This window comes from Marinomonas rhizomae, from assembly GCF_003315485.1.
Classification (GTDB): Bacteria; Pseudomonadota; Gammaproteobacteria; order Pseudomonadales; family Marinomonadaceae; genus Marinomonas; species Marinomonas rhizomae.
The window spans coordinates 311,503-329,300 of record NZ_QNSE01000002.1 but is presented as its reverse complement, the minus strand read 5'-3'; the positions used below and the strand labels follow the sequence as shown (position 1 = coordinate 329,300).

General features: G+C 44.5%; 14 protein-coding genes. 7 read left to right on the top strand and 7 right to left on the bottom strand.

Annotated features, from left to right (window positions below; translation table 11 throughout):
• Positions 1-26: 26 nt before the first annotated feature.
• Both DFP80_RS03390 and DFP80_RS03385 read left to right on the top strand, forming a co-directional pair.
• Complete coding sequence (locus tag DFP80_RS03390; RefSeq protein ID WP_113915402.1) at positions 27-1,883, top strand: DUF294 nucleotidyltransferase-like domain-containing protein; 1,857 nt, start codon at positions 27-29, stop codon at positions 1,881-1,883.
• A complete protein-coding gene (locus DFP80_RS03385) occupies positions 1,884-2,600 on the top strand; it encodes a 3'-5' exonuclease (protein WP_113915401.1) in 717 nt (238 codons plus the stop codon).
• Between the two features lie 23 nt (positions 2,601-2,623).
• Here the strand turns inward: DFP80_RS03385 and DFP80_RS03380 are convergent, their stop codons facing one another.
• From DFP80_RS03380 to DFP80_RS03350, 7 genes are all read right to left on the bottom strand, one after another.
• Positions 2,624-3,724 (bottom strand): LacI family DNA-binding transcriptional regulator, encoded by a 1,101-nt coding sequence (locus DFP80_RS03380; RefSeq protein ID WP_113915400.1) that lies wholly within the window; start codon positions 3,722-3,724, stop codon positions 2,624-2,626.
• Between the two features lie 100 nt (positions 3,725-3,824).
• Entirely contained in the window at positions 3,825-5,444 is a 1,620-nt protein-coding gene (locus tag DFP80_RS03375; protein WP_113915399.1) for an alpha-glucosidase, read from the bottom strand.
• A gap of 96 nt (positions 5,445-5,540) precedes the next feature.
• Entirely contained in the window at positions 5,541-6,641 is a 1,101-nt protein-coding gene (locus DFP80_RS03370; protein WP_113915398.1) for an ABC transporter ATP-binding protein, read from the bottom strand.
• A gap of 72 nt (positions 6,642-6,713) precedes the next feature.
• The gene (locus tag DFP80_RS03365; protein ID WP_113915397.1) at positions 6,714-7,856 is read right to left on the bottom strand and encodes a carbohydrate ABC transporter permease; all 1,143 of its coding nucleotides are present in this window, start codon (positions 7,854-7,856) and stop codon (positions 6,714-6,716) included.
• Between the two features lies 1 nt (position 7,857).
• Entirely contained in the window at positions 7,858-8,868 is a 1,011-nt protein-coding gene (locus DFP80_RS03360) for a carbohydrate ABC transporter permease (protein WP_113915396.1), read from the bottom strand.
• 114 nt (positions 8,869-8,982) lie between these two features.
• Positions 8,983-10,335 (bottom strand): ABC transporter substrate-binding protein, encoded by a 1,353-nt coding sequence (locus DFP80_RS03355; protein WP_113915395.1) that lies wholly within the window; start codon positions 10,333-10,335, stop codon positions 8,983-8,985.
• Between the two features lie 456 nt (positions 10,336-10,791).
• Positions 10,792-11,763, bottom strand: coding sequence for a carbohydrate kinase family protein (locus DFP80_RS03350; RefSeq protein ID WP_113915394.1), 972 nt, complete (start codon positions 11,761-11,763; stop codon positions 10,792-10,794).
• A 228-nt stretch (positions 11,764-11,991) separates the two neighbouring features.
• Here DFP80_RS03350 and DFP80_RS03345 point away from each other — a divergent pair, with 228 nt between their 5' ends.
• The 5 genes from DFP80_RS03345 to DFP80_RS03325 all read left to right on the top strand — a co-directional run bounded on the left by DFP80_RS03345 (position 11,992) and on the right by DFP80_RS03325 (position 17,718).
• A complete protein-coding gene (locus DFP80_RS03345) occupies positions 11,992-12,729 on the top strand; it encodes a response regulator (protein ID WP_113915393.1) in 738 nt (245 codons plus the stop codon).
• Positions 12,719-14,185, top strand: coding sequence for an ATP-binding protein (locus tag DFP80_RS03340; RefSeq protein WP_113915392.1), 1,467 nt, complete (start codon positions 12,719-12,721; stop codon positions 14,183-14,185). Before DFP80_RS03345 ends, DFP80_RS03340 begins: the two co-directional genes overlap by 11 nt.
• Positions 14,186-14,464: 279 nt before the next feature.
• Positions 14,465-15,712, top strand: a complete 1,248-nt coding sequence (locus tag DFP80_RS03335) for an ABC transporter substrate-binding protein (RefSeq protein ID WP_113915391.1) — start codon at positions 14,465-14,467, stop codon at positions 15,710-15,712.
• A 181-nt stretch (positions 15,713-15,893) separates the two neighbouring features.
• Positions 15,894-16,823, top strand: coding sequence for a carbohydrate ABC transporter permease (locus tag DFP80_RS03330; protein WP_113915390.1), 930 nt, complete (start codon positions 15,894-15,896; stop codon positions 16,821-16,823).
• Entirely contained in the window at positions 16,816-17,718 is a 903-nt protein-coding gene (locus tag DFP80_RS03325; RefSeq protein ID WP_113915389.1) for a carbohydrate ABC transporter permease, read from the top strand. The genes DFP80_RS03330 and DFP80_RS03325 overlap by 8 nt, the downstream gene beginning before the upstream one ends.
• The last annotated feature ends 80 nt before the right edge of the window (positions 17,719-17,798 follow it).

Sequence of the window (17,798 nt, the reverse complement as noted above, 5' to 3'; positions counted from 1 at the left end):
GCTTTTTAATCAACAGGAATGGAACAATGGATGTCGAATTAACCGAAATTCTCGAGGCACTTTGCCAACATGCGCCATTCAATGAGATTGCCGATGACCCGCAACTCAATGACATGTCCAAAGAAATAGAGATTCAGTATGTTCGTGCTGGCGAATGGGTTATCGCTCCCAGTTCACTAAACAATACGTTGTTCTTTATTCGCAGTGGTGCAATTGAAGTACTTAGCAAGGAAGAAAAGTTAATTCGACGTATGAATGAAGGCGAGCTGTTTGGCTACTTCTCTCTATTGCGGGGCGGCAAATCCTCACAATCCATGCGTACAATTGAAGACAGTTTATTGTATCGTATTCCAGCCCGCTGGTTTTTGAAGCTCTATGAAGAAAACGATATTTTTTCTGATTTTTTTGAACTCGCTCGCGAAGTACGTTTACGTGTTGCGATGGATTCACAAAGCTCAGATGTATCATTAATGACCTGCCCTGTTGTCAGCTTATTAAGAAGACCACCGATCAGTGCAGACATTAGCTCAGACATTCTGACTTCTGCTCAAATAATGGCGGAGCATCGCGTTTCAAGCCTATTAATTACGGAAAATGACGAACTAATAGGTATTGTAACTGACCGTGATTTACGCACTCGGGCTGTTGCCAAAGGTCTTCCTTACAGCACATCTATCGCCGATGTTATGACCCGCGACCCAATTGTGATGGACAGCGGTGATTACGCGTCAGAAGCCGTATTAAAAATGATGGAAAGTAATGTTCATCATATTCCCATTGTCAAAAATGAGCGCCCTATCGGTGTGATAAGCACTGGGGACATCATTCAAAAAGAAAGCCACGGCAGCGTTTATCTGATCAGCGATATTTATAAACAAACTGGCATCGAAGGCTTGAAAAGCATCAGTCGAAAAATGACACATACTTTCACCCAACTTGTCGTCGCGGATGCCAATACACAAATGATTGGTAATGCTATGTCACATATCGGTACCGCCTTTGTAAAGCGATTATTGCAGCTGGCCGAAGAAAAGTACGGCCCACCTCCTGTGCCCTATTGTTTTATCGCTCTTGGTTCACAAGCAAGAGAAGAACAAACAATTAAAACCGACCAAGACAATGCGATCGTCTTAAGTAATAAATACGACGAAGCCTTACATGGTGAATACTTCGAAAATTTATCCGAATGGGTTTGTCGTCATCTAGATGACTGCGGCTACACGCTTTGTACTGGTGATATCATGGCATCGAACACTCGCTGGCGTCAGCCATTGAGCGTTTGGAAGGAAAACTTCAGTGAGTGGATACAAAAACCCAAGGCTGAAGCACTTTTACGTCTTTCTATTTTCTTTGACCTACGTGGTATTTATGGCGACAAAACCCTCGCTAAGCAGCTCAATCAGCACATTCGCCAAGAAGCCAAACAACATTCTGGCTTTTTAACCTTTATGGCCAGAAATGCCAATCAACGAAAACCCCCGCTTGGCTTCTTCCGACAATTTGTTCTAGACGGTGAAGGCGAACAATCACGAACTTTTAATCTAAAAGAAAGAGGCATAGCACCAATTATTGATATTGTTCGCGTTCACGCTCTTGCCTGCGGCAGCGACAAACTCAATACGCTTGAGCGCATCGAGGACATTGAAGCTGCAGGACTGTTGCCTGATGGTCGAGCTAAAGATCTAGCGTTGGCGCTAGAAATGATAGGTATGGTGCGTATCAAAAATCAGAAAGACCAAATTGAAGCAGGCGAAGAGCCTAATAATCACGTTAACCCTGAAAATTTGTCATCATTTGAAAAGCGTCACCTAAGAGATGCTTTTCATATCGTTACTCGCCAACAGGAATTTATTAAATTCCGTTACGCAGGGAAGCGCAGCTAAATGACTAAGTTACTATTAAAAAACAAACCCAAAGAAGATAGGCAGGACTGGCAATCCATGTTTGCAGAATGGGCAGAAAAAGCACCAGAAGGCCCATTAAAACGCTATTATCAAGCCGGGATGGTTACGCCACAAACAGCATTAAAAGATACGCCATTACTGGCCTTGGATTTAGAAACCACAGGACTTGACCCAAACCTAGATGAAATCATCAGCCTTGGTTTAATTCCGCTTAGCCATAAAACTATTCGTTGCCAAGGCGCACAATATTGGATGGCAAAACCAGAACGTTCACTGCATGCCGAATCGGTCACCATCCACGAAATCACTCACTCTGAACTGGCAGAAGCACCACGGCTTCATGCCATTTTAGATGAGATTTTAATAGCGCTCTCTCATCAAGTCATCGTCGTGCATTGTGTGGCCATCGAACGTCAGTTTTTATTAGAAGCATCGATGAAAATTTATGGTTTTCCGCTGTATTTCCCTGTGCTCGACACCATGGACATTGAACGACAAGCGACCTATAAACCTTGGTGGAAACGCTTTGGAAAACAACCATCATTACGTTTAGATGCTTGTCGCCAACGCTATAAACTACCACGTTACAAAGCACACCATGCGCTCACCGACGCCTTGTCATCAGCCGAATTGCTGCAAGCACAAATTTCCTATCACATGGACCCAAACGCTGATATCTCCAACTATTGGGTATGATGGTTTCGATCGCATTGATACGATTATGCTGTAACCGATGTGACAAAGACGGATTCAGCGTATTCAGTAACAGAAGGGCAGCTTTCGCGGACCACCAATTCGGTTTCTAGCACCACATCCTTGGCTTCTCTTAGTCCCAAGAACACTTCAGCAGCAACACGCCCCTTCTCGACTGTATGCTGATGTATGGTAGTAATAGAAGGGTGAATATTGGCACTTTCAGGAATGCCATCAAAACCAACCACTTGCAAATCTTGCGGCACACGCAAGCCTAAATGCAAGGCCGCTTGCACCGCCGCAATCGCAATACAATCACTCATACACAACAATAATTGTGGACGCTTAGCCATCGTTAATGCTTCACGAGCCGCTTGGTACGCTAGTTTATGATTGTTTTCAGGAATGTGCCAAATATGCTCAGACGCAACGGACAACTGATGTTCTTTTAAAGCTTCAAAATAACCATACAAACGCTGGATCGAAATAGACGCCGCTCGATCAAACAATTCGTCTTCACGTATACGACACACACGATCCGTTGCCAACAGGCTCAAACCTAAAATCGCCACAGCATCAGGCTTATGTTGCAAAGCGTGACTGGCGACTCGATAAGCACCAGTGTGGTTTTCAATATTGACCGACGTTGTGCCAGGAATAAAGCTATCTACGGTAATAATATTCTTGTTCGGCATCAACCAAGGCGCATTAATACATTGCTGCGGTTTGTGTCCGTAAACAATAAAACCATCTACCATAGAAGATTGCATGCGGCTTTGAGCATCTTGCTCAACTTGATCCGAGGACAACAGCAACATGTTGTATTCGTTAGCTTCAAAGACTTCTGCCATGCCTTTTAGAAACTGATTAGCAACAGGGTCGGTTAAGCTATAACTAAGGTCATCAGACAACACAATGCCCACGATTCCCGTGCGGCCAGTACGTAAACTACGAGCCGCAGCATTAGGGCCAAAATAGCCCATTTTTTCGCATTCGCTCAGAATGTTTTCACGCAAACTAGCCGACAATTGATCAGGTCGATTAAAAGCGTTTGATATGGTTGCCGTAGACACTTCTAATCGTTCAGCAACGTCTTTTAAAGTCAGTTTTTTTATGTTTTTTGTCATACTAACTACCCGTAACCAGAAAGCGTTTCAACGAACAAGCTAATTCACACGATACTTCCATTAGCCTGTTCAGAAAACCCAATAATCTGCGCAATACGACTTAAGACAACTTAGCGTAAAACGCTTGATAAGCTGGTAAAGTCAATGCTTGGCCATCCAGAGTGGATTCAAAACCATGTCCCTGTAGCACTTCAGCAACCTCCATACTTAGGCTTGCCTGCTGCACCTCACCTGTCATATTTAGTACAACCAGAAGGCGGACACCATCGTACTCACGCACTAAAGCAATCAATTGCTTATTGTCCAAATCAGGTTGCGACAATTCGCCATTTACTAAAGCAGGTTGTTGCTGACGCCAATGAATCAGCTGACGCACCTGATGCAACAAGGCATCTGGGTTCGCTTCTTGCTCAGCAACGCTTAGCGGTAAGTGATTTTTGTCGACTGGCAACCAAGGTTCGATTGTTGAAAATCCACCCAATGCAGATTTATCCCACACCATTGGTGTACGACAGCCGTCACGACCTTTAAACACTGGCCATAGCGGAATGCCATAAGGGTCTTGAATGCGCTCAAACGGCACCTCAGCTTCAGGCAAACCAAGCTCTTCACCTTGATACAAACAAACACTGCCACGTAGCGACAAAATAAGCGCCAAAGCAATCAAAGGATAGGCTTTGCCATCTTCGCCTGACCCCCAACGAGTGCGAGAACGCACCACATCATGGTTCGATAACGCCCAGCAAGGCCAACCATCACCCACGATGTTATTCATATTAGCCAAGGTTTTACGAATGTATTCCGGCGAATGTGGCGTATTCAGAAAGTCAAAGGTATACGCCATGTGTAATTTATCACCGCCAGATGTGTATTCTGCCATGCGTTTCAGAGGGAAATCGTCACCAATTTCACCCACCATGGTACTGCCCGGAAACTCATTCATCATGACCCGTAAATCTTTTAAGAAGCCCAGGTTTTCTGGACGGCTAAGATCATACACATGACGCTGATAAGTATATGGATTATCGTGTGGCGCACCCATTGTTTTTGGTTCACCAACCGGTACAGGTGGGTTGTCTTCCAAACCTTCACTATGGAAATAAAAGTTCACAGTATCCAAACGGAAACCATCTACACCAAGCTCTAGCCAAAAACGCATATTATCCAAATGCGCCTGACGAACATCTGGATTGTGGAAGTTAAAATCTGGCTGCGACTCTAAGAAGTTATGCAAATAATACTGCAAACGACGGCTGTCCCATTTCCAAGCACTGCCCCCAAAGATAGACAACCAGTTATTTGGCGGTGAACCATCCGGCTTAGGATCAGCCCAAACATACCAATCCGCTTTCGGGTTGGTTTTGTCCTGACGACTTTCTTCAAACCAAGGATGGGCATCAGCCGAATGACTAATCACCTGATCAATCATAACTTTTAAACCTAACTCATGGGAGCGACCTACCAAGGCTTTAAAATCAGCTAACGAGCCGAACATTGGGTCGATATCGCAATAATCTGATACATCGTAACCAAAATCTTTCATCGGAGAAGTAAAGATAGGCGATAGCCAAATAGCATCGACACCAAGTGATGCCACGTAATCCAACTTACTTGTGATACCCGCTAGATCACCAACACCATCACCATTCGCATCCATAAAACTACGTGGGTAAATTTGATAAATAATCCCACCTTTCCACCAGTTCAGATTGGTTGTCATCAAGACTCTCCAAAAAACATAAAACGTGAGGCAACGCCAAAGCCATGCCCCATTAAAATAACATTATGACTAGCCGTGTAGACGCATAGTCATCCATCAACCTTTGCGCAAATACGACTGTTCATTTTCATCAAATAAATGCATTTTTTCAGCCGGTGCAGATAAATACACGTTATCCCCACGCTTAATACTCAAGGTGCCAGCTTGCTTGGCAATAACCATATCGTCTGCACCGGGAATTTTCACATACAGCAAAGTGGCTTCACCCAAGGATTCCACAAAGGACACCTCGCCAGAGAAAAGACTCTCCTGCTCAGCAGAAACCACCACTAGATCTTCTGGACGAATACCAAAGAAAGCCGGTTTCGCTTGCTCGCTCGATTCCGTCACGATAGGCGTTTGAATAGAGGTAGAAGCCGATAAAGACACCAAGGTTTGTGCGCCAGTTTGCTCTATACGACAAGGCACAATATTCATCGCTGGCGAACCAATAAATTTCGCCACGAACACGTTCGCAGGGTGCTCATAAAGCTCCAATGGCGAACCCACTTGCTCAATGTCCCCCCCAGACAACAATACAATACGATCCGCCAAAGTCATGGCTTCTACCTGATCGTGGGTCACATAAATCATCGTAGAATCAGGCATACTGTCTTTCAGGTTAGCTATTTCCATACGAGTCGCCACACGCAACGCCGCATCCAAGTTAGACAAAGGTTCATCAAACAAGAAGACTTTGGGGCGACGTACAATCGCACGACCAATCGCCACACGCTGACGCTGACCACCAGAAAGCGCTTTCGGCAAACGGTCTAGATATGGTGTTAACTGCAGCATATCGGCAGCTTTACGTACTTGCTGATCAATATCTGCTTTACTTGTTTTAGCTATTTGTAAACTGAACGCCATGTTGTCATACACCGTCATGTGCGGGTACAAAGCATAGCTTTGAAACACCATAGCAATCCCACGAAGTGCTGGCGGCACGTCATTCACGACGACGCCATCGATCTCCAGTGTGCCAGCAGAAATCTCTTCTAAACCTGAAATCATGCGTAATAATGTAGACTTGCCACAGCCTGATGGACCAACAAAAACAATGAATTCGCCCTGCTTGATATCCAGATTAATGTCTCTTAATACTTCAACATTATTGGAATAAATTTTCTTAACATTGGTGAGTTTTACATCAGCCATGATTTTACTGCCTCAATCTAAATTCGTACCTTAGGTGAGGAGCGAACGCTCAACTCACCTGCCTAGGTTTTGTTATTTCACCGAGCCTGCTAGCAAACCGCGCACTAAATAGCGCTGCAAGCCAAAGAAGACACACAAAGGAATAATGATGGTAATAAACGCCGATGCGGTCAGAATTTCCCAGTTACCACCGCGAGAACCCAGCAATTCACGAAGCTGGCCCGTTAGCACTATGTGATCCGCATCATTTCCAAGGAATACCATGGCAATTAGCAAATCATTCCATACCCAGAGAAACTGGAAGATGGCAAATGACGCCAAGGCAGGAAAAGACAGAGGCAAAACAATCTTACGGAAAATATCAAAATCGGAAGCACCATCCACACGTGCGGATTCAATAATTTCTCTTGGTAGACCAACGATATAGTTACGCAGTAGATAAATCGCTAAGGGCAAACCAAATCCAGTATGCGCCAACCAAATCCCCACATAGGTTTTCGACCCAACGCCAAAAAAATCACCAATTAAATTATAAGTTTTCAATAGTGGAATCAGCGACATTTGTAAGGGCACAACCAACAACCCCACGACAGCAGCAACCAGCAAAGCTCGACCAGGAAAGCGCATCCACGCCAAAGCATAAGCGGCAAACGCTGCAACAAGAATAGGAATTATGGTCGCGGGGATGGTAACCGTTAATGAATTGATAAACGACTTACCTAAACCTTCTGAATTTAATACTTCACGATAGTTCTCTAAGGTAAAACGAGGTGGAACCTCAGCCGTGTAGAAAATACGGTCACCACGGGAGCCTTTCCATGGAACGGGTGAGGAAAACGCATAATCGCCATTCTCCAGCACTTGCAAGGTTTCGCCTTTTTTCAGCTCAGCTACCGTACCGACGTCAAATTCATCCGGTCTTAATGAACTAGAACCAAACTTGGTAATTTCTCCAGCAGATCCTTCGAATAGATTTCCGCGAATCACAAAGCGATCGCCTTCTTGAACTTGAGCTTTAGGCTCATGGGCACGCGCCACATGACGCTGCTCAGAAGTCGACAGCGCCGTCCACCAGCCAGATGTAGACAGCTGATTTTTGTCTCGAATAGAAGAAATAAACAAGCCTGCGGTTGGGATAGTCCAAATAATCACCAAAAACAAAACAGTCGCATGAACTAAAAATGTTAACGGAGTACGTTTAGATGACGTAATCATATTAACGCCCCTCCATTTCAGCATTGGCACGACGAATATTCCACACCATGATAGGGATCACCAGAACCATAATAACCAACGCAATTACCGCGCCGCGACCGAAGTCGCCACCACCATTAAACATCCAACTAAACATCTGATTAGCCAATACTTGAGTGCCCCACTGAGCGTTTGTCATCGCCAACACGATATCGAAAACTTTCAAAACCAAAATGGTAATCGTGGTCCAAACCACAGCAATGGTTCCCCAAATTTGCGGCACCATAATTTTGTAGAAGATCTGAAAACCATTAGCACCATCTAATACGGCTGCTTCAATAGTTTCATCTGGAATACCACGCAGTGCCGCAGATAAAATCACCATGGCAAAACCAGTCTGAATCCAAATTAAGATAACCATCAGGAAGAAGTTGTTCCAGATTGGAATCGTCAGCCATGTCTGAGGCTCTCCGCCGAAAAAGACCACTAACGCATTTAACAAGCCAATTTGGTCTTCACCACCAGTACGAAAATCGTAAATGAATTTCCAAATAACCGACGCGCCCACAAAAGAGATCGCCATCGGCATGAAGATCAAACTTTTTGCGATATTACCCCACCAAATACGGTCGGTCATGGTCGCAATAATCAAACCAAAAAATGTTGCCGCTGTGGGCACCACAATCAGCCATAACATGTTATTACGGAAAGACTCATAGAACTCATCACTGCCAAATAACCATTTGTAGTTTGCTAGACCGACAAACTCTTCGCCGCTGCGGCCATAAAAAGATAAGCGAATAGAATCAATAACAGGATAAAAAAGATAAAACGTCAGCAATAAAACCGCTGGTCCTAAAAACAACCAAGGACGAATATTGTTCGCCACACGCAAATTGCGGGCGACCACAGCAGCAGCGCCACTTTTGGTTGGAAAAATTTTATCTAAAAGGAAGTTTGACCCGTAAAAATACGCGGCACACCCCATAACACCTAGAATCATGGTCACTAACGCCGAGGCAAGCTGTCCCATAGAATCTCCAAAATATATCAATGCAGTGACTATTAAAAAACGGCAACCGCTTTACTTATAAAACCAATACAAAAAGCCCCAAAGTGAATAGTCACTCTAGGGCTTGGCAAAAAATTACTTCAAGGCATCCCAGTTTTTTTGGATGTCATGAGCCACTTCTTTGGCATCTTTACCGCCAGTGTAGTCAACCATTCCTGTCCAGAAAGAACCGGCGCCGATTTTACCTGGCATCAAGTCTGACCCGTCAAAACGGAAGGTTGTCGCGTAACGTAAGATCTCGCCTTGTTTTTTCGCCGCTTCACTTGAATACACTTCAGGGTTTGCTTTCAAATGCGCCGAGATAAAGCCCGTTTGCGCCATCCACAACTCATGAGCGATTGGCGAACGAATGAAATCGATAAAAGCACGAGCGCCCTTAGAATCATTCGTCACACTCATTAAGGTTCCGGCACCCAATACAGGGTTACCTAACTCTTTAGACGCATACGATGGGAAGTAGAAGAAGTCCGCATCTAGACCCAATTGCGTTCCTTCCGGAAAGAAAGCAGGAATAAACGACGCTTGGCGATGTAAATAACATTTAGGCGGTGAAGCAAACAAACCTTTTGGGCTATCACGGAAGTCGGTAGACGCAACTGCACTAGCACCGCCGTCAACAAATTCGTCATTACGGGCAAACCAACCAAACTCTTCGATGGCTCCAACAACACGAGGATCATCAAATTTAATTTCGTTCGTTACCCATTTATCGTAAACCGATGCTGGTTGAGTACGAAGTAGTAAATCTTCCACCCAATCGGTGGCAGGCCAACCTGTCGCGGCGCCGGACCCCAAACCTATACACCAAGGTGTTCCACCGTCAGCAACAATTTGTTTGGTTAGGACTTTTAGGTCTTCCATCGTGCTAGGGACTTCATAACCTGCATCGTCAAAGTTATCTGGCGAATACCAAACCAACGACTTCAAATCTGCACGATAAAACACACCATAAAACTCTTTATCGCCTTGCTTGTCTTTGAAAGTCGCTAGATCAACCCAAGACTGACCTGCTGCATAATCATTTTTCACACCATCTTTGACCGTATCGCTAAGGGGTGTCAGAAAGCCCTTAGCCGCTAAATCAGCAGCCAAACCTGGTTGAGGAAAAACAGAAATATTCGGGGCGCTGCCTGCTTGAGTATCTATAACGATTTGCTGCTCAAAAGAATCAGAACCGGCATACTTTACCTTAGCGCCAGTAGCTTCTTCAAAATAAGCCACAACACGCTCAAAATTGGCTTTCTCATCGCCAGTCCAAGGACCAAAAATAGAAATAGTTTCACCAGATAGCTTATTCGATTTCAAAGCTTCATAGCTGTTCCAACTAAAACGAGAATCTTCACCAGGCTTAAACAAGAGGTCTGCTGCATGAACAGCATGAGCGGAAAGCGTCAGGGCAACCGCCATAGACAATAGAGATTTTTTCATCATTGCTCCTTACAGGCTCGCTTAGGAATTGCTAAGCACGCCTTTGTTTTTATTATCGTAGACCGAAACAAAGTAAACACGTCTTCTATAAGGATTAAGAAGGAATTTGATTATTAACAAACAAAACCCGTGCTTCAAGCTCTGCGCCTCCTTAATATTGACTTAATTATTTTCTAAATTTAGTTGATCTATCTAAAAATGCGAATTTTATTTCCCCCGCCGCATCTGTATAAAAAAACAGCAGAAATGGCTTTTTATCACAAATTCAGCAACTTGCTGAGCAAATTAAAGTCATAAACTGGCAATTTAGTTCATGTTTTTTACACATTGACAGTGTTTTTTTTAGACATAAAAAAAGCGTGGGCTAGCCACGCTTCTGATTACGAACAACAGACTTAATAGTCTCTTAACCGTTTAACTAAACTATGCTCTACCGATAAATTTCAATTTTATCGGTTAAAATCGTGCTAATTGTGATTCCGCTTCACTTAGTGAAGGTAAAGAAGGGTATGCACCCAGTTTGGTTACAGAATCCGCGCCACACGCCGCAGCAAAGCGCACAATTTCCACCAACTGCTGTTGTGGCAAATTAGCGAGTGCAGCACGGTCACCGCCCTGCTCTGCTAGCTTATACAATAAGCCCCCAACAAAAGCGTCACCTGCCGCTGTGGTATCTTTTACTTCAACCTTAGGAGTAACGACCTCACTTACGCCATGAGTCGCCGTGTAAAAACGAATCGAGTTGCCACCATCCGTTAATATAAACAGGGTGACACCTGCCGCAAGTGACTGTTCAATTAATGCAAATGGATCCTCTGCTAATAAAGTCAATTCCTCTAGACTGGCTTTCACCACATCGCCACTTTGCATCCAATCAATCACACGCTTGCAATCCACTTGCCCATTTGGCCATAAATTCGTGCGCAAATTAACATCAATACTGACGATCCAATTCGCCTTACGAGCCATACTCACACCGGCCAAGGTGGCTTTAGTAATATCAGTATCTGTCAATGTATTTGAACAGGTATGAAAAACCCCTTGGCTATCAGCAAACCAAGTTGCTTTAAAATCACTTTCACGGAACAAAATATCCGCAGAAGGGCTACGATAAAATTCAAAGCTTCGCTCGCCTGTTTGATCTAAGCTCACAAACGCCAAAGCCGTTTTCGCTTCTTTGGTCATCAACATATTACTGGTATTCACACCATAATCATCAAGAGACTCTTTTAAGAAATGACCAAACGCATCATCTCCTACTTGGCCGACGAAATGACTATTACCACCTAAACGAGCCACAGCTACAGCAACGTTAGCTGGCGCACCACCAGGGAATTTAGTAAATGATTCAAGCTCTCCTGCTTTGGTTGCTCCATTAGAAAGGAAATCGATCAAGGCTTCACCGAATGCCATTACTTTTGTTGTCATTATTGCAGTCTCTTTTTGGTTTGCAGACATAATCTACACAGATGTAAATAAGGATAGTCGAAAAATTATGCAGGGGAGAAAGCATTAAATCAATTTAATTTATTTAAATACGGTTCGACTCAACTCTTATTTGAGCAATTGGTTCACTGTCCGTTTCTTGTTAGACTCAAAACCAATGTAACAATTTTATAATAACGAACAGACCTCAACCTTCCACTGAGTAAGATAATGACCAACGCAAAATGTATCTATGTTGTAGACGATGACGACGAGATTCGCACCCTGCTCAAAACTTACTTAGAAAAGCACCAGTTCACTGTCTTAACAGCCGACTCTGGTGAAGCCTTCTTAGCTAACTTTCGAGCAGACCAAGAAGTCGACTTGGTAATTTTGGACATCATGCTACCTGGACAAGATGGCTTCGCGGTTTGCCGCTCCTTACGCACCCAATCACAAGTTCCAGTTATCATGCTGACAGCCAACTCGGATGAAATGGATCGCATTATTGGCTTGGAAATTGGTGCCGATGACTACCTCGCCAAGCCCTTTAACCCACGAGAGTTACTGGCTCGAATGAAGGCCATCTTAAGGCGCATGGAGCATACTGAAATCGCGGAAATAGCACCACCAGTAGCCAATCGCTTCTATCGCTTTGCACAGTTTACTCTGGATACGCTATCACGAGAGTTGCACTTTAAAGATGAAAAGGAGTCGTTATCCGGCGCGGATTACAACCTTTTAATGTTGTTCCTAACTCATCCCGGCGCCGTGCTCACTCGCGAGTTAATTGCGGAAAACACGCGTGGACGCGATAGCGCCCCACTGGATCGTTTTATTGATGTACATGTTAGCCGCTTGCGTCAGCGTTTACGTGAAGATGCTCGTCAGCCGCAGTTAATCAAAACCATTCGTGGTCAAGGTTATATCTTAACCGCTACCGTCGAAGCCATCAGTGATGCACATTAATCCTACCATCAGTAAGCGTTCACGCATTAGACGTTGGACTCAATCTCTAACGGGACAAATCCTGATCATCATGGCGCTAGGTGTGGCAAGCGCTCAGTTCATCAGCTCGTCTATCTGGTTGCGGCAGCTTGAATCAGATACAGAAGAAAACGTCCGTGAAGTCTCTAAGCACATGGCGTTTCGTATTGCCGCCACCGTCAGCTACTTCACCTCATTGCCAACCAATTATCGTCATATTGTCATCGACCAATTACAAGACATGGGTGGTACACGCTTCTTTGTGACACTCAATAAAGAAGAAATTCACATCAACAACATTCCTGATTCGCCGCTCAAAAACATTGTCAAAAATGAAGTGCAGTCGACGCTCATTAAACAATTAGGTATTCATAATGCCAAAATTGCGTTTTCCAGCCCGAGCGATTTACACGTTATAAATAACCACACCCGCCTTGTTGATCTGCCTGAGCGCTGGGGACACCATAGCTTATTAGTGAAGCCCCTTACGCCACCGATTATCGTGATTCAAATCCCTATCAATGACAAAGACTGGTTATATCTTGCCAGCTTGATGCCCGACCCGTATTTTTTGGATGGCACCACGGCGCTTAGCGGTGATCGCTTATTTTCTATGGCCATGTCGGTCATTACGGTCTTACTGCTTAGTATTCTGATCTTAAGGCGCGTAACACGACCTCTGGCGACCTTGGCTCGTGCCGCAGAACGTTTTGGACAAGGTGACTGGCAGCCAATAAAAGAAGTCGGTAGTGTCGAAGTACGTAACACGGCCAAAGCTTTTAACGATATGCAGCGTCGCATTCAGCGTTATCTTAATGATCGAGAAAGGCTCTTTGCCTCTATTTCTCATGACCTAAAAACCCCCATTACGCGCTTACGATTACGCGCCGAAATGTTAGACGAAGATGACATTCGTGACGCTATGATTCGCGACTTAGAAGATTTAGATATGCTGTTAAAAGGCGCTCTACAAAGCGTAAAAGAAACAGATATTCATGAAAACCGTGTTGAAGTGAACATTTCTCGAATGTTAAGAGACATGCAATCTACCGCCAACCTACATGATGAAAAACTCACCGTTGTCGGCGCATTGCAGCATCCGTTTATTGGTAAACCCTTTGCCATAAAGCGCTGCCTTGGCAACCTAGTTGATAACGCTTTGTATTATGGCAAAACCGCCACTGTATTCATCGAAGACAACGAAGACGAAGTCTGTATTAGAGTCTGTGACCAAGGCCCAGGAATTCCAGTTGATAAAATGGACAAAGTTTTTCAGCCTTACACTCGTCTTACACCAGATCATTCCGGCCATCCCGGAGGCATGGGATTAGGGTTAAGTATCGCGCGTAATATTGCCCGCGCCCATGGTGGCGAAGTCACCTTGAGCAACCATATAGAGCAAGGCTTAGAAGCAAGACTTTGGCTACCAAGACATTGATTAATAAAGAATAAAAAGGTTATTTCTAGTCGCTAAAACATGAAAATAAACGTCACATAAAAAGCAAAAAAATGTCATTTCAAAACACCTAATGCAAGACTTTGTTACAATAGGTTGCTCTACTTTACCCTCTATTGTCAGATCCTTTGCTAAATTCTGTCACTCGAATACTCGCTTAAGCTGAACTTCAGAAAGCGAAGTCGACACAAAAATAACGCGACATCAAAGTCTATTAAATGTCTTTGGTTGGATGATATAACAATAACAAAGGTTCCTATCATGAAAAAAATTGCTTTCGGTTTAACCACAGTGGCACTTTCTCTAGCCGCGGCTACGGCTCAGGCTGGTGAAGTAGAAGTTCTACATTGGTGGACATCAGGTGGCGAAGCCGCTGCGATCAATGTGCTTAAAGAAGAAATGGTAGACGCTGGCCACACCTGGAAAGACTTCGCCGTTGCTGGTGGCGGTGGTGAATCTGCGATGACCGTTCTAAAATCTCGAGCCATTTCTGGCAATCCACCTTCAGCAGCTCAAATCAAAGGTCCAACCATTCAAGAATGGGGTGACCTTGGCTTCCTAACAAATCTTGATGATGTTGCTAAAGCAGGCGAGTGGGACGTTATCCTTCCTCAAGTTGTTAGTGACGTAATGAAGTATGATGGCCATTACGTAGCGGCACCCGTTAACGTTCACCGTGTAAACTGGATGTGGGCTAACCCAGAAGTATTCCGTAAATCTGGCGCGTCTATCCCAACGACTTGGGAACAGTTCATCGTTGAAGCGAAAAAAATCAAAGCAGCAGGTTTCACTCCTCTCGCGCACGGTGGTCAAAACTGGCAAGACGCTACTCTATTCGAAGCCATTGCTTTGGCTAAAGGCGCACGTTTCTACAACAGCGCATTCATCGGTTTGTCTGATAAAACACTCCGCAGCCAAGACATGATCGACGTATTTGATACTTTCAAGCAAATGCGCGAATTCGTTGATCCAGGGTTTTCAGGACGTGACTGGAATATCGCCACATCTATGGTTATCAATGGTGATGCTGCAATGCAGATCATGGGTGACTGGGCAAAAGGCGAGTTCACAGCCGCAGGCAAAAAAGCCGGTATCGATTACGTTTGTTACCCAGCGCCAGGCACAAGTGGAGCTTATACTTTCAACATCGATTCTCTAGCCATGTTTAAAGTAGATGGCAAAGACAAGCAGGCCGCTCAAAAAGACCTGGCTCGTTTGATTCTTGAGCCTAAGTTCCAAGAAACATTCAACTTGAACAAAGGCTCTATTCCTGTTCGTTTGAATATGCCTCGCGATAAATTCGATTCGTGCGCTCATTCTTCAATGGATGCGTTTCTAGCAAGCTCAACGACGGGTAGCCTAGTACCAAGTATGGCTCACGGTATGGCTGTGAACTCTATGGTTCAAGGTGCCATCTTTGACGTAGTCACTAACTTTTTCAACGACGAGTCTATGACGTCTGAAGAAGCCGTAGACAAGCTAGCTCGCGCTATCAAGGCAAGCATGTAAGTGATCAATCTGCAAAACCCTAATTTGCAGTAAACATACGAGGCTGACCCTCTGGTCAGCCTCCTCTTAAGATTTCCTAGAGAATGTTACGAAACATCTCGAGCAAAGATGAGTCAGGTTTTAACCGCATCATCAACGCCAGCCGTTTTGTTACTCTCTCTTCTATAGTGAAGCATCAATTATGAACACTAAAGCCGCCAATTCTGGGTCAGGACAGACTCAGTCAGGACGTCCTGCGCGCCTAAGCTTGGCCGATTGGATGCCTAAAATCGTCATGGCCCCAACGGTACTGGTTACCTTGGTGTGCATTTACGGCTATATGATTTGGACCGCCGTACTTTCTTTCACAGGCTCTCGTATGTTGCCGTCGTACAAATTTGTCGGCTTCGATCAATACGAGCGTCTATTCAACAATGACCGCTGGATGGTAGCCCTATCCAACCTTGGGATTTTCGGTGGTTTGTTTATTGTTATCTGTTTGTTCCTTGGCGTTACTTTAGCCATTTTCTTGGATCAAAAGATTCGTGCTGAAGGCGCGATCCGTACCATTTATCTTTACCCAATGGCGATTTCTTTCATCGTAACGGGTACCGCGTGGAAATGGTTGCTTAACCCAACCAACGGTTTAGAAAAAATGATGATCGATTTCGGCTTTGAGAACTTCAAATTCGACTGGTTGATTAACCCAGACATGGTTATTTACTGTTTGGTTATCGCGGCAGTATGGCAAGCATCTGGCTTCGTCATGGCACTTTTTTTAGCGGGGCTGCGTGGTGTTGATGGCGACCTTATCAAAGCCGCACACCTTGATGGTGCAAGCACATTTACCACTTACCGTCGTATTATTCTGCCTTCTTTGAAGCCAGTATTCTTCAGCGCTTTAGTCGTTCTTTCGCACATTGCCATTAAGAGTTTCGACTTGGTTGCGGCTTTGACTAATGGTGGGCCAGGTTACTCGTCAGATTTACCAGCAAACTTCATGTACACCTACACCTTTACTCGTAGCCAAATAGGCTTAGGTTCGGCGTCTGCAATGGTGATGCTAGGCTGTGTTTTGGCGATTTTAGTTCCTTATTTGTACTCTGAGTTGCGAGGTAAACGCCATGAGTAACCTTAATTCTACAAGTAAAAAAGCTGTTGGTCGTAAAACGTCTGGCCTAGACAAGGTATTGCGCGTTGCCTTATACACGGTATTGATCATTGTGGCGGCGTTTTATCTAATGCCGTTTATCGTCATGTTGATTACTTCCCTAAAAGATGTAGAAGAAATTCGTACTGGTACGCTACTTTCTTTGCCAGCATCTTTGCATTTCGACTCTTGGTCAAAAGCCTGGTCAAGCGCCTGTACTGGCAGTAGTTGTGGTGGTATTTCGCCTTACTTCATGAACTCGTTTCAAATAGTGTTACCTGCTGTGGCAATTTCAACGTTAGTTGGCGCCATCAACGGTTACGTTATTTCCCTATGGAAGTTCCGTGGCAGTGACTTTTTCTTTGCCGCAATGTTGGTTGGTTGCTTCATTCCGTTCCAAGTGATCTTGTTGCCAATGGCACAAACGCTAGGCTGGTTAGGCATTGCCAATACCACTACTGGGTTAGTCTTCGTTCATGTGGTTTACGGCGTGGCTTTTACAACCTTGTTCTTCCGTAACTTTTATCAGTCTATTCCTAGTGAATTGGTCAAAGCGGCTCGCCTAGATGGTGCAGGCTTCTTTACTATTTTCTACCGCATCATTTTGCCAGTTTCTACCCCCATCATAGTGGTAACCGTCATTTGGCAGTTTACACAGATTTGGAACGACTTCTTATTTGGTGTGGCTTTCTCTGGTTTTGATACTCAGCCAGTCACGGTTGCCTTAAACAACTTGGTCAACACCAGCTTTGGCGGTAAAGAATACAACGTCGATATGGCCGCCGCCATTATCGCAGCCTTACCAACACTGGCCGTTTACGTGTTTGCAGGAAAATACTTCGTTCGTGGCTTAACGGCTGGCGCAGTAAAAGGCTAATTAACGCCGCTAAGCAAACTAGCGAACAATAAAGACAAAATGCACTCGTGCCTTTCTAACTAACACAGCACGAGTGATCT

Bases quoted from the DNA above. Each gene is read 5' to 3' on its own strand.
- DFP80_RS03340 (WP_113915392.1), top strand. From the start codon at position 12,719: ATGCACATTAATCCTACCATCAGTAAGCGTTCACGCATTAGACGTTGG.
- DFP80_RS03335 (WP_113915391.1), top strand. From the start codon at position 14,465: ATGAAAAAAATTGCTTTCGGTTTAACCACAGTGGCACTTTCTCTAGCC.
- DFP80_RS03350 (WP_113915394.1), bottom strand. From the start codon at position 11,763: ATGACAACAAAAGTAATGGCATTCGGTGAAGCCTTGATCGATTTCCTT.
- DFP80_RS03375 (WP_113915399.1), bottom strand. From the start codon at position 5,444: ATGACAACCAATCTGAACTGGTGGAAAGGTGGGATTATTTATCAAATT.
- DFP80_RS03325 (WP_113915389.1), top strand. From the start codon at position 16,816: ATGAGTAACCTTAATTCTACAAGTAAAAAAGCTGTTGGTCGTAAAACG.
- DFP80_RS03330 (WP_113915390.1), top strand. From the start codon at position 15,894: ATGAACACTAAAGCCGCCAATTCTGGGTCAGGACAGACTCAGTCAGGA.
- DFP80_RS03385 (WP_113915401.1), top strand. From the start codon at position 1,884: ATGACTAAGTTACTATTAAAAAACAAACCCAAAGAAGATAGGCAGGAC.
- DFP80_RS03380 (WP_113915400.1), bottom strand. From the start codon at position 3,724: ATGACAAAAAACATAAAAAAACTGACTTTAAAAGACGTTGCTGAACGA.
- DFP80_RS03390 (WP_113915402.1), top strand. From the start codon at position 27: ATGGATGTCGAATTAACCGAAATTCTCGAGGCACTTTGCCAACATGCG.
- DFP80_RS03370 (WP_113915398.1), bottom strand. From the start codon at position 6,641: ATGGCTGATGTAAAACTCACCAATGTTAAGAAAATTTATTCCAATAAT.
- DFP80_RS03345 (WP_113915393.1), top strand. From the start codon at position 11,992: ATGACCAACGCAAAATGTATCTATGTTGTAGACGATGACGACGAGATT.
- DFP80_RS03365 (WP_113915397.1), bottom strand. From the start codon at position 7,856: ATGATTACGTCATCTAAACGTACTCCGTTAACATTTTTAGTTCATGCG.
- DFP80_RS03360 (WP_113915396.1), bottom strand. From the start codon at position 8,868: ATGGGACAGCTTGCCTCGGCGTTAGTGACCATGATTCTAGGTGTTATG.
- DFP80_RS03355 (WP_113915395.1), bottom strand. From the start codon at position 10,335: ATGAAAAAATCTCTATTGTCTATGGCGGTTGCCCTGACGCTTTCCGCT.